Below are 12,842 nucleotides of genomic sequence, written 5' to 3' on the forward strand. Positions count from 1 at the left end.
CTTTATCGCAATTTAAATATCCAATTCTAAATTGCCAAGAGGATAAATCCATGTATCGTTATGATGAATTTGACCGCGCTTTTGTCAAAACTCGTGTTAGCGAATTTTCAGATCAGGTGCAACGCCGCTTAAACGGGGAAATCACCGAAGAGCAATTTAGGCCGTTGCGGTTGATGAATGGTGTTTACTTGCAATTACATGCCTATATGCTGCGTGTTGCTATTCCCTATGGTACATTATCACCTCGCCAATTGCGTAAATTAGCATCAATTGCCCGCCGCTATGACAAGGGCTATGGTCATTTTACCACAAGGCAGAATATCCAATTCAATTGGCCAAAACTATCAGATATTCCGCTTATTCTTGCGGAATTGGCAGAAGTTGAAATGCATGCCATTCAAACATCTGGCAACTGCATTAGAAATGTGACATCAGATCATTTTGCTGGTGCTGCAGGTGATGAAGTTGCCGATCCGCGACCTTATGCAGAAATTTTACGGCAATGGTCATCATTGCACCCAGAATTTAGCTATTTGCCGCGTAAATTTAAATTTGCTGTTGTTGGTGCACAAACTGACCGCGCGGCTATTCAAGTTCATGATATTGGACTTTGGCTTAAACGCAATGACAAGGGGCACCTTGGTTTTGCCTTTTATGTTGGTGGCGGCCAAGGCCGCACACCGATGGTTGCCAAACTTATCAAAGATTTTGTACCTGAAGAAGATTTGCTAACCTATGCGACAGCAGCAATTCGCGTTTATAATTTACATGGGCGACGCGATAATAAATATAAAGCCCGCATTAAAATCCTTGTTCATGAAATGGGCGTTGAACAATATGCCAAGGAAGTGGAAGCAGAATTTGAACAGATTAAAAATAGTGAATTGAAGTTGCCGCAAAGCGATATTGATGCGATTAACAGCTATTTTGCCGCACCAGACCTTGCGCCACGTCCTGAGGGACATGATCTTCTTAAAAAATTACGCCAATTGGATAATGCTTTTGATATTTGGGTAAAAAACAACGTCACCGCCCATAAGAATGAAGATTATGGCATTGTTAGCATTTCCTTAAAGCCCGTTGGCGGCATACCGGGCGATGCCACTGCCGAAGATATGGAATTGGTTGCCGATCTCGCCGAGCTTTATTCTGACAAAGAACTGCGTGTTACTTATCGGCAAAACTTAGTCTTGCCCCATGTCGCCTTAGCAGATTTGCGGGCTGTATATGAAGCACTTCACCGCCGCAATCTTGCCAATGCCAATATTGGCCTTGTAACCGATATGATTGCTTGCCCGGGGCTTGATTATTGCGCCCTTGCCAATGCCCGTTCCATACCGGTTGCGCAAGCTATTTCCACTCGTCTTGGTGATAATGCACGCCAACAAAATATTGGCGAATTAAGCCTAAATATTTCGGGTTGCATCAATGCATGCGGTCATCACCATATTGGGCATATTGGTATTTTAGGCGTTGAGAAAAAGGGCGAAGAACTCTATCAGCTTACCCTTGGTGGTTGCGATGGCAACCATACATCGCTTGGCGATATAACGGGCCGTGGCTTTGAGCCCGACCGAATTGTCGATGCTGTTGAGACGGTGGTTAATACCTATCTTGATTTGCGTGAAAATAAGGATGAACGTTTTATCGACACCTATCGCCGTCTTGGCATGGAGCCGTTTAAACAAGCCCTTTATCCACCAGTTGAAAAGGCTGCTTAATATGGAGCAAGATAATGTTAATTTATGGGATCGTGCCGGCTTTCGTGAAGATCCTTTTATTCGCGCTGAAACGCTGGACGAAGCTGGCAACCACCGCGCAATTTTGCCGCTTAGCTACTGGCTGCAATTTAGAGAAGAAAATGGTGATGCAAGTGCATTGAAAGGAACGGGTGTTTTTGTTGCGGCAAGCGATGATATTGATGCCCTAACACCATTTTTTGAAGATATTGCCGTTATTGCTCTTGATTTGCCAGCCTACACAGATGGGCGCGCTTATTCCAAGGCAGCACGCTTAAAAAATCGCGGTTTTAAAGGCGAGATAAGAGCAGTCGGCGATGTGCTTATTGACCAAGTATCCAATCTCTTACGCTCTGGCTTTGATAGCCTTGAAATCACCCATGCTTTAACAAAAGAGCGATTGGAAAAAGATGAACTGATCGAATATCCAGGTTTTTACCAACCCTCAAGCGGCGTTGAGCGATTAGAAACGCAAACATTGGGAGCAGGAACACGCCGCCTTTGGCGCAACATTTAAAAAGATTATACCTACCATTAAAACCACAAAAAAGCGAAAACGCCTAAAAAATAACTTTAACGGGCTTGGCGTTCGATGTTTAAAAGAAATTAAACTTGCATTGAATGAAATAGATGAATAAAATATTAGCCGTATAAACGAGCTATAACTACTGATTTTGAGGGTTTTTAATAATGGCGAACCTCCCCTTTATAGCAACAAGAAAAGAAGGTGGACCACTCATATCAATACGACAAGAAGTGAAAACGGATATAGAGATCATTCGGCAAATAACCCAAGAAGCATTTAAAAATAATCAACATAGCAACGGCACCGAAGGCGCGATTATTGATGCGCTACGCACCGCAAACCAGCTTACACTTTCTCTTGTTGCTTTAAGTGGTGATGAAATAGTCGGGCATATCGCATTTTCACCCATAAGAATTGATGGTCATAATTTAGGTTGGTATGGACTTGGTCCAGTCGCGGTTGAACCATCAAGACATGGCCAAGGCATAGGCACAGCCTTGATCAATGAGGGGCTAGCTCGGCTTAAAGCCATGGGTGGCAAGGGATGCGTAGTTGCAGGTGATCCACATTATTATCAACGTTTTGGCTTTCAACAATGTAAAACCTTAAGATATGAAGGGCTGCCTGCAGAATATTTTATGCAATTAACGCTTAATGGTGATACGCCGACAGGCCGCGTTGACTATCATGATAGCTTTAACGCTTCTTAAAATACAGCAATTAGTATAACCCATAAACTATGCAGAAAACCGATATGGATTTTCTGCATAATAGACAAAAATTATACTGCCCAATCTTCAAGACCTGTAAAACTTACAGTTAACCAGCGGTCAGGACCAGCATCGCCAATAGCCTCGCTAATTTCTTCACGGATTGCATCAAGCTTGGCAATTGTATCAATTCGCCAATCTTGTGGCACAATAATATGAATTTCAATCATCGTTGAACGACCCACCTTAGCAACATAGGTTTGGGCGCTAATAAAGTTATGGCGTAAAACAATTTCGTCTACACTATTTGTAATATGAGCATCAAGGCTGCGCGGGGTAATTAAGAAAACTTCCTTTAAGGCTTTGAGAACCACGCGCAACGGCATTGGCGCCATTGCCAAACAAATAAGCGCAAGGATTACAGGATCAATATAAGGAATAAGCCAGATATAGCTTGTTTCGTTAATCGCAAAAGCAAACAAAAAAGCAATTAAGATTGCAAGGCTCAAGCAGCCAGAAATAATCCAACCTTTAATATCCATTGCGATAAATTCTGACTGTATTTCTTTGTTGCGTTGCGCTTCATAAAAAGCAAGGCCAAAACAAACAATCACCGCGATTAAAGCATAAAGAATTGCATAATCGAAAGACGGCACCTGCCCACCATTCCAAATGGAATTAATAGCTTCAAACAAACCATATAATACCGCAATCGACAAAGATATACCGTTGATCGCCAATACCATTGGCTCTAAATGCCAAAAACCAAATTGAAAACGCTCTGCTAATTGGTGACTTCGCTTACTAAGGCGTAAACTATCTAAATGGATTAAGCGTACCACAAGCAAAGCAGCTAGGCTAAAAAAACAATCAACACTTGAATAGACGCCATCAAAAATAATAGATGAGGAATTGGTAATAATTCCCATAATAACGCCAAAAAGCGCAACGGCCAAAGTCACAAAAACTGAAAGCTTAAGAAGCTTTTGCTCAGCTAGTTGATTTAAGGAGGATTGCTCTAAAGGGTCGATATTATCGTTTTGCGGCACATATGGCTCGTTAGTTGACATTTTAACTTTTCACCTAGGATTGATAATAAATAAGTTAACAATACTAGCGCATTTTTACAAAACTGTGAAGCCATAGCCAAAACGACGACGAAAGCAGATGATTAAACCTCCAGATTTTGCACCGACTGCACAAAAAAATAATCAACAAAATAGCGTTCAATATCCCGATAATAAAGCGAGTTTTTCTTGGATTTTTTATGAAAATAGTCTTGCCAAGGAAAAGAGGCAATTCTGGCCGCTACATCGGCTTTTGCAATACCACCTATTGTAAAATAATTTTCCATAAAAGAGACGAGTTGATCTTGGTCAAAATAATCTTCCAATGGCACAACATGCAGCTCATCCCTGCTAATAAAATCCCAATAGCTTTCTAAAAAAAAATATTCAAAAGACTTACGCGAAATTGTAACATTAACAACAGGTGGATAGCGTTTTGCTACCAGTAAATCGAATGCGATGACAATGGCAAATACCCAAGCTATTTCGCAAAAAGCCAAGCTATAACCGCCGATTAGGCCAATATAATTCAAAATAAAGGCTAATGAAATCGATAAAAATAACGGGATAAAAATTAAAAATTTTGTTGTTTTAGCAATACTAATTTCCGGCAAATATTTATCAAGAATATCACCAAGATTGCCGTAAAGTAAAAGCATGAAAGCATAGTTGGTAATTATAAAAAATACTAAAAAACCGAAACTAAAGCCAAACAACCCCTCGCTATAAAGATAACCTTTTAAAAGCCAGTAGGACATGGTGATTAAAAGCACCCATATAACACGCTGAACCATAAATTATCCCTTTATTGCTCTTATTTTTAGTTAAAGCAAAATGGAAAAAACGCGACAAAATACCATTTGGTTAAAGACGCGATAGCATTTTTGCAACAAAATCAGGCACGGTCACACTTGCCTTACCTGCAAGGCAATGATCAAAAAAACTCGATATATCATTGCCACAATCTAGATTTATCTCATAGGTTTTTGCCCCATTTTCTAATGCCATACAAACAAAGCCAGCAGCAGGATAAACCTGCCCCGATGTTCCAATTGCGGCAAATATATCGCATTGGCTTAAGGCCTGTTCTATTTTTTCCATGTGGTAAGGCATTTCACCAAACCAAACAATGTCAGGACGCAAACTTCCAATAGTGCCGCAGCTTGGGCATTGGCTTTGTTCGTCCATATTACCTTGCCACGGATTTTGACTGTGACAGGCGGTACAAAGAGCAGAATTTAACTGCCCATGCATGTGCAGTATTTTTTTGGATCCAGCTGCCTCATGCAGTGAATCAACATTTTGCGTAACCAATAAAAATTCGCCAGGCCACTTTTCTTCCAAATCAGCAAGCGCAAAATGAGCAGCATTTGGCTTGGCAAGTTGCGCATCCTGTCGTCTTTTATTGTAAAAATCATAAACAAGTTGTGGATCATCGGCAAAACCTTGCGGTGTTGCCACCTTTTCAACGGAATAGTTATTCCATGTACCGCCACTATCGCGGAAAGTAGGTATTCCCGACTCGGCCGAGACTCCAGCACCAGTTAAAATTAAAATAGCAGGTGCACTTTGTATTTTGGACGAGCGATACATATCTATAAGTCACTTTTTTAAGCAATTGAAATGATGATTTAATGCAGATAAACATATAACGCATTAAATTTGACAGGAGTATGATTATTGGCAATGGATGCAGAAGCGCAAAGCAAATTGCAAGAACGAGTTGAAGAAGCTGATAATCTTTTGGCATTGCATAATCGTGCACGAAAAACAAAACAATGGGCGGCGGCCAATTTTGAACTTGGCTCGGCTTTAGCAGCATTAGCTGCCAGTGAAGATGATCGCTTGGCATTTAGCAATTATAAAAAAGCCATAGAAACTTTTGAGCCTTCGCTTAAATTTTATGCGGAAAATGCTGAATTTAAGAGTGAATATCAAGAAGCCGTTTTGGTTCTTGCCCGTACCATTGGCGCTTATGCGCAGCGCGAAGGTGGCGATAATAGCCGTTTAATGCTAGAGCGCGCCAAAAAGCTTTTACTTGAGCTAATTGACGAGCGCTCGCTTGAAAGCGACCTGTTTGATAAAGCATTGGTACTCGTAGAACTTGGTAAACTATACCGTATCTGTGCTGACCTCTCGCTCGGGGATAAAAAGCATGAGTTCTCAAAATTGGCAATCGGTGTTTTTAAACAGGCAGCGCAAATTTTCCAAGCAAAGGAAAAGTTTGAAAACTGGGCCGATGCAGTATTGGGCGAAGCAATTGCATGGCGAGAAATTTCAACCTTAAATATCGAAGACCCATTAAAGGCCTTATTGCATTCGGTTGAGATGCTTAAAACTGTTTTGAATTATTATACACCTTCAAGCCACCCATTAGAATGGTTTTTTGGTCATTTTGAATTTGGTCGGGCTTTTTTCCGCATTGCGCTGCTCAATGAAAATGAACAACGCCGCAATGCAGCAAGTGCGGCAGTTGATGCCATGCGTATAGCACTACAAACCGCTTCAAGTGAGATTGCCCCCCAAGTTGTTTTGCGGCTACGCATCGAACTTGCTCTTGCAATTTCAACTTATGCGCAAACATTGGATGATCAACAAGCAGTTTCTAGCACATTAGAAGCAGTAATGCTCTATAAAGAGCTGATTAGCCAATTTCAGCAAAGTGATGATATTTATGGTCTTGCCGTTATGCAAAGCAATCTTGGTAAGGAATATCTAAACCTTGCGCAAATTTTTCATAATATTGGTAATGAAGATGAATGCCACAATTATTATCAGCTTGCCACGGATATATTGCGACAAAGCGATACACCAGCTTTAGCACAAAACCAAAATAATCAATGGCTTTCAAATCAGATTGAGCTTGCAAAAGTTCTTTATAATTTTGGTAATCACTTAAACGGCAAAAAGCGCAGTGATGTTCATGTTGAAGCGGCTGAAATTTATCGCAATGTACTCAAAAGCCTTGAGAATGACCGTACACCCACAACTTGGCGCTTAAAAGTAGAGCTTTCCCTTGCTCTTTCCCACTATGTCCATAGTTATGATCCTGATAATGCTATTGCTATATTGGAAGAAACCATCGCTATTTATAAGCAAGTTATCGAAGCACACAAAGACATAAGTGATAGCTTTGGTGCATTTGTTCTTGAAGCGGCATTAGGTAAGGATTTACTTGCTTTAGCAACCTTTATTGGTGGTAAAAATGGGCAAAGCTTTAGATTTCAAGCAATTGATATTTTACGTCAATGCATTTCATCAACCCTTGAAGCTAATAATCATGAACAATGGCTATCGGTTCTTGTTGATCTTGGTATGGCATTTTATGCTGCCGCCAATAATGACGATACGGTAAAACGCTTTGCTTTATATGAAGAAGCGATAGAAATTTTTAGACAAGTATTACAAAAAATTGATGGTGACGAAGCACCAGAATTTAAAGCAAAACTTCAAAACTGCATAGCATTATCGCTTGCCAATATTGGTGAAAATGACCAAAGCGAAAGTGGCTTACAGCGGTTAAAAGAGGCTGAGCTTGCATTTAGACTGGCTTTGCAATCAGCAGAAAAGCGCGAAAGTGAAATTGAGTTGATGCGCCTTGAAAGTAATATTGCAAACTTGTTCTATACTTTAGCTCGCCGCAGTGAAGGGGAAGAAGCAAAATCCTATATTCATTATGCAGCGCAAACAATAAAGAAAGCCATATCACGCATTCGTAAAGATGTATTGCCCGGAGAGTGGCTTACCAGTCAATCCAATTACGGGTTAATCCTCAAACATATGGTTGAAAACAATTATAGCGATGATCTTAATGCCGATTATGCCCGTTCAGTAGCAGCTTTTGAAGAAGCGCTTACTGCTAGCACAATGACCGATTCAGAAGTTGAATATATTGTTCACTTACAAAATCTTGTAGCAACATTGCTCAGTTGGAGCGAGCATTGTGAAGGAAATGAACGTATTATTGCACTAGAGCGTGCTTTTGCACTTTTGGGTGAGATTGAGGAATGGGCTAGTAATCATGATCAAGTAGAAATTTTTGAAGAAGCACAGCAAAGCCGGGCTCAATTAGCGGTGGTTATAAAAGACAGTAAACCTAAAAAACTTTTGCAACGGCTTTTGTCATTTTTAAAATAAATTCTAAATTATACAATGACAATAATATGAAATAAAAAGGCGCACAATAGTCAAGCAGGTCATTTGTCATTATGCTTTAGGGCAATAGTCATAATTTGAAAAAATAGGAGAAGAAAATTTTTGTAAGAACAAGGAGAAGAGCCGCAAGAAATATTAATATTTTCAAGGTTCTTCGACAAAGTTATCGCAAAAATTTACTTTTATCCCGGAAGGACAAAAAACAACCGTAATCTACTGCATCGTAAAACTCAAAGGGGTAAACAACCTATTTTTGCGTTCCTTCACCTTTATAAGTTTTAGCCTTCATCTTTTGAAAGGATATTATTGATGATCGACATTTATCCCAATTGGTTAACCAAAGAAATTGACCAGTATAAATTTCCCAAGGAGATGATATTCGATTTTTATCCAGACTTTGATAAGGTTTTTGCCGATGATACTTTAAAGGGGTTGTTTTATCCGCTTTGTACAGTATCTTCGATGCCCACTTATCCAAATACCAAATTACATTTCGTGTCATCAAATGGCGTTTGGCTTGATGAACAATATAATAATATTGAAAACAATAACGGATATGTCCGCTTCAAACTTATTGATAATTTATATGCATTTCAAGGTGATCTTCGTCTATATAGAGGTCACGATATAGCAAAAGATCTATACAAGCAGCTTGAAGCTTATTTTACACAAAATATCGATTTAATAATGCAAACGAATTTAAAAGTAGCTGATTATATAGAGCTTATGAAACAAGAAGTATTGGATATAAACTTTCCAGAAAAATTTGACCTTAATTATTACATTGAAACATTTTACGAATTTACCATTAATCGCGAAATATTTAAAATCACAGGCAAATTTAATCAATATGAGAATTTTATAAACTCCAAAAATTTTACTTGCAATAGTAAAGTTTTAAATATTGAAAAAGCGAACCCAATAAAATCAAAACTTTATAATGATTGGATTTATAGCCAATATGCCAATATCTTTGACGGTTGCATGCCAATAGGTCGCGCTGATGCCTTAACATTTTTTTCAGACGGTAATGATAGCGAACTTTTCTTTAACCAAGACCAAGAATATACTCTTTCTGTTAACTTCTATAGTTAATGGTTAGTCCACGTTAAATTATTTCCATTTGGCTAAGATTTAAGTTAATTTAATCAAATAAAACAGAGGCATATTCTAAATTGCCATATTGCTGTAGATATTGTCTATTCAACTGTTAAAAAAACGGCCTCAATGAATTGAAGCCGTTTTTTTTATTACTGATTACGGATGCGACTATCTTTAAATATCACTGCGCGCAGCACCGTAATTATATTTTGCTTTCAAAGCCGAGCGCACTCCTTGCTCAAAATCAGTATGAACCTTGGCCAAGTGTCCAAGTTGGCGCTCGATGATATAATCAGGAACACCTTTCATCGCGTCGGCGTAATTATTAAAGAGGCGGGCCTTTTCACCTTCATCAAAAATATTAAATAATGCCGTCACCTGCACATAATCATTATTACCTTCACGATGATCATAGCGTGCAGCATCACCTGAAATTTTGAGTGGTGGCTCAAGGGCAGATTTATCCTCAAATGGGCCATTAAAAGAATTTGGCTCATAATAGGCATCAGGATTACCGCTTTGTATACCGCCTACGGTGTTCATTTGGCCATCACGGTGATAATGATGAACGGGACATACTGGCTTATTAACCGGAATATGTTCATAATTGCCGCCTAAGCGATGGCGATGGGCATCGGCATAAGAAAAAATACGCGCTTGCAACATCTTGTCGGGTGAGAAACTAATGCCCGGCACGATATTTGAAGGCGAAAATGCCGCTTGCTCAATTTGGGCAAAATAATTGTCAGCATTGCGGTTTAATTCCATAATACCAAGATCAATTGGCGGATATTCTGAATGCGGCCAGACTTTCGTCAAATCAAATGGGTTATAAGATGTTTTTTCAGCATCTTCTTCCGGCATAATTTGCACTTGCAATTTCCAACGGGGAAATTCGCCGCGTTCAATCGTGCCAAATAACTCTTCTTGGTAAGATTCACGATTTTCGCCAACAACTATTTTGGCTTCATCATTGGTATAGTGACGATGACCTTGCATGGTTTTAAAGTGGAATTTCACCCAAAAACGCTCACCTTGATCATTCCATAAGGAATAAGTGTGCGAGCCGTAACCATTCATATACATGGGGGCAACTGGCAAACCACGATCCGACATCAAAATGGTAACCTGATGCAAGGATTCAGGCGATAAAGACCAAAAGTCCCACATCGCGGTATTGGAACGCATATGCGTGCGTGGATGGCGTTTTTGTGTGTGAATAAAATCAGGGAATTTATAAGCATCACGCACAAAGAAAACCGGCGTATTATTACCAACGAGATCCCAATTGCCTTCTTCTGTGTAGAATTTTAGCGAAAAACCGCGTACATCGCGCTCGGCATCGGCCGCGCCTAGTTCGCCAGCAACGGTCGAAAAACGCGCTAACATTGGTGTTTTAGCGCCGGGCTGTAAAGCCTTTGCTTTGGTATAGCGCGAAATATCACCTGTAATCGTTAGCTCACCAAATGCACCCCAACCTTTAGCATGGACTGTACGTTCTGGAATACGTTCCCGATTTTGATGCGCTAATTTTTCAAGCAATTGATAATCTTGAATGAGCACAGGACCACGGGCACCAGCGGTAATTGAGTTTTGGTTATCTGGTACAGGTGAGCCGGCGGTGGTGGTTAATTTAGGACGTTCACTCATTCTACACTCCTTTAAAACTATTCTAAACAGGGTAGATAGGGCAGTTATTGCGCAAGGAAATAGTCTCTAATCGTCAAATTTTTAGTAAATAGCAATTTATCGTCAATTTAACTTATTGTTTTAAGGCAAATAAAATAGAAAATATTAGAAAATTATAACTTACATACATATAAATTAGCTACAATCACACTATTATTTTTGCATTCTATTTTGACGATATTAAACATTCTATTCTTTTTTAAATTTAAACTATTTCCAATCTATCATAATTTTTTCTATAATTAAATTGAATTTTCGATAAAATCAAATTATATTTTTTTAGATTTCCTATAAGAAAAAATTATTAAAATTTATATTTTCTCGCAAAAACAGCACGTTATCAAAACCTCGTTTTGGTTCCACATGGGAAAAAACAAAAAAAATAGCATGACAGTAAAAAATGCTTTAAGAGTTTTAAGACAAGAAAATTAGATTCGACAGGGAAGCGGCACCATGGCACGCGATACAACAGACAATACCGAAATCCATTCACGCCAAGATCTGATCGAGCATTTGGCAGAAGGCAGCAAAAGTGCAGACCAATGGCGTATTGGTACCGAGCATGAAAAATTTGCCTTTTATATCGATGGCAATAGGCCTGTCCCTTATGCTGGTAATAAAGGTATCCGCGCATTATTAGAAGGTATGCAAGCCATGCTTGGCTGGGAACCTATAATTGATGAAGGCAATATTATTGGCCTTGTGGAACCTACTGGGCGCGGCGCTATATCCTTGGAGCCGGGCGGCCAATTCGAGCTATCAGGTGCGCCGGTGGAAACGCTGCATCAAACCTGCCGTGAAGTCAATGCCCATTTGGCGCAAGTACATGAAATTGCTAAACCTTTTGGCATTGGCTTTTTAGGTGCTGGTGGCAGCCCTAAATGGACTTTAAGTGAAACGCCAATCATGCCAAAATCACGCTATAAAATCATGAGTGATTATATGCCAAAGGTCGGCAGCCATGGCCTTGATATGATGTATCGCACATCAACCATTCAAGTGAATTTGGACTTTTCATCAGAAGCTGATATGCGCCGCAAAATGCAAATCGGCATGAAATTGCAATCCATTGCAACTGCAATTTTTGCCACATCACCGTTTACTGAAGGCAAGCCCAATGGCTTTTTGTCATGGCGGTCAGAAATTTGGCGCGACACCGACAACCAGCGCTCGGGCGTGCTGCCTTTCGTTTTTAATAAAGATTTTAGCTTTGGCGATTATGTCGATTGGGCTCTTGATATTCCGATGTATTTCGTTTTACGTGATGGTCATTACCATCAAGCTACCGATATAACCTTCCGCCAATTCATGAATGGAGGCTTCAAGGGTCGTGTTGATGACTATGCGCCCAATATGGGTGATTGGGCTAACCATCTTTCAACCCTATTTCCTGAAGTTCGTTTAAAGCGCTTTTTAGAAATGCGCGGCGCAGATGGTGGTCCATGGCGGCGGATTTGCGCTTTACCTGCTTTTTGGGTTGGACTGCTTTATGATAGCACCGCCCTTGATGCCGCCGAAGATTTAACCCGTGACTGGAACTTTGAGGAAGTATTGGCAATGCGCAATGCAGTCCCAACACAAGGCTTAAAAACAGTATTTCGTAACAAAAGCTTGTTAGATCTTGCTCGCGAGGCATTAGCTATTTCACGGATAGGGTTAAAAAATCGTGCCCAGTTCAATGATAGAGGCAATGATGAAAGTCACTTCTTAAACTCGCTTGATGAAATCATTACCCGTGGCCATAGCGATGCAACAAAAATGCTAAATGATTATAATAGTATTTGGGGCGGTTCAGTAGACCCAATCTTTAGTGAATATGCTTATTAAATAAGCATTCTTTTAAAATAGCAATGGC

The 12,842-nt window shown here is 39.8% G+C and carries 10 protein-coding genes; 6 read left to right on the forward strand and 4 right to left on the reverse strand.

What is annotated here, in order from left to right; all coding sequences use genetic code 11:
• Positions 1–50: 50 nt before the first annotated feature.
• The 3 genes from N6B01_RS08745 to N6B01_RS08755 all read left to right on the forward strand — a co-directional run bounded on the left by N6B01_RS08745 (position 51) and on the right by N6B01_RS08755 (position 2,975).
• Positions 51–1,721 (forward strand): nitrite/sulfite reductase, encoded by a 1,671-nt coding sequence (locus N6B01_RS08745; protein ID WP_262078323.1) that lies wholly within the window; start codon positions 51–53, stop codon positions 1,719–1,721.
• A gap of 1 nt (position 1,722) precedes the next feature.
• Positions 1,723–2,256, forward strand: a complete 534-nt coding sequence (locus N6B01_RS08750) for a DUF934 domain-containing protein (protein ID WP_262078324.1) — start codon at positions 1,723–1,725, stop codon at positions 2,254–2,256.
• A gap of 173 nt (positions 2,257–2,429) precedes the next feature.
• Entirely contained in the window at positions 2,430–2,975 is a 546-nt protein-coding gene (locus N6B01_RS08755) for a GNAT family N-acetyltransferase (protein WP_262078325.1), read from the forward strand.
• 71 nt (positions 2,976–3,046) lie between these two features.
• On the opposite strand, the gene N6B01_RS08760 is transcribed toward N6B01_RS08755, so the two are convergent.
• The 3 genes from N6B01_RS08760 to N6B01_RS08770 form a co-directional block, all read right to left on the reverse strand.
• On the reverse strand, positions 3,047–4,045 hold the full coding sequence (locus N6B01_RS08760) for a cation diffusion facilitator family transporter (protein WP_262078326.1): 999 nt from the start codon (positions 4,043–4,045) through the stop codon (positions 3,047–3,049).
• 101 nt (positions 4,046–4,146) lie between these two features.
• Positions 4,147–4,836 (reverse strand): hypothetical protein, encoded by a 690-nt coding sequence (locus tag N6B01_RS08765; protein WP_262078327.1) that lies wholly within the window; start codon positions 4,834–4,836, stop codon positions 4,147–4,149.
• A gap of 70 nt (positions 4,837–4,906) precedes the next feature.
• Positions 4,907–5,635, reverse strand: coding sequence for an NAD-dependent deacylase (locus N6B01_RS08770; RefSeq protein ID WP_262078328.1), 729 nt, complete (start codon positions 5,633–5,635; stop codon positions 4,907–4,909).
• Positions 5,636–5,722: 87 nt separating this feature from the next.
• On the opposite strand from N6B01_RS08770, the gene N6B01_RS08775 reads away from it, so the two are divergent.
• The gene (locus N6B01_RS08775) at positions 5,723–8,179 is read left to right on the forward strand and encodes a hypothetical protein (RefSeq protein WP_262078329.1); all 2,457 of its coding nucleotides are present in this window, start codon (positions 5,723–5,725) and stop codon (positions 8,177–8,179) included.
• A 327-nt stretch (positions 8,180–8,506) separates the two neighbouring features.
• Positions 8,507–9,292, forward strand: coding sequence for a hypothetical protein (locus N6B01_RS08780; RefSeq protein WP_262078330.1), 786 nt, complete (start codon positions 8,507–8,509; stop codon positions 9,290–9,292).
• Between the two features lie 180 nt (positions 9,293–9,472).
• Here N6B01_RS08780 and N6B01_RS08785 read toward each other — a convergent pair whose 3' ends face one another.
• Positions 9,473–10,948 carry a catalase gene (locus N6B01_RS08785; protein WP_182417403.1) on the reverse strand — a complete coding sequence of 492 codons (1,476 nt, stop codon included), beginning with the start codon at positions 10,946–10,948 and terminating at the stop codon, positions 9,473–9,475.
• Positions 10,949–11,440: 492 nt separating this feature from the next.
• Between N6B01_RS08785 and N6B01_RS08790 the strand changes: the two genes are divergently transcribed.
• A complete protein-coding gene (locus N6B01_RS08790; protein WP_262078331.1) occupies positions 11,441–12,814 on the forward strand; it encodes a glutamate--cysteine ligase in 1,374 nt (457 codons plus the stop codon).
• Positions 12,815–12,842 lie beyond the last annotated feature (28 nt).

Origin of the sequence: Bartonella sp. HY406 (assembly GCF_025449315.1) — a bacterium.
Lineage (GTDB): Bacteria > Pseudomonadota > Alphaproteobacteria > Rhizobiales > Rhizobiaceae > HY038.

Coding starts and splice junctions, on each gene's coding strand:
- N6B01_RS08745 (WP_262078323.1), top strand. CDS start 51: ATGTATCGTTATGATGAATTTGACCGCGCTTTTGTCAAAACTCGTGTT.
- N6B01_RS08750 (WP_262078324.1), top strand. CDS start 1,723: ATGGAGCAAGATAATGTTAATTTATGGGATCGTGCCGGCTTTCGTGAA.
- N6B01_RS08755 (WP_262078325.1), top strand. CDS start 2,430: ATGGCGAACCTCCCCTTTATAGCAACAAGAAAAGAAGGTGGACCACTC.
- N6B01_RS08760 (WP_262078326.1), bottom strand. CDS start 4,045: ATGTCAACTAACGAGCCATATGTGCCGCAAAACGATAATATCGACCCT.
- N6B01_RS08765 (WP_262078327.1), bottom strand. CDS start 4,836: ATGGTTCAGCGTGTTATATGGGTGCTTTTAATCACCATGTCCTACTGG.
- N6B01_RS08770 (WP_262078328.1), bottom strand. CDS start 5,635: ATGTATCGCTCGTCCAAAATACAAAGTGCACCTGCTATTTTAATTTTA.
- N6B01_RS08780 (WP_262078330.1), top strand. CDS start 8,507: ATGATCGACATTTATCCCAATTGGTTAACCAAAGAAATTGACCAGTAT.
- N6B01_RS08785 (WP_182417403.1), bottom strand. CDS start 10,948: ATGAGTGAACGTCCTAAATTAACCACCACCGCCGGCTCACCTGTACCA.
- N6B01_RS08790 (WP_262078331.1), top strand. CDS start 11,441: ATGGCACGCGATACAACAGACAATACCGAAATCCATTCACGCCAAGAT.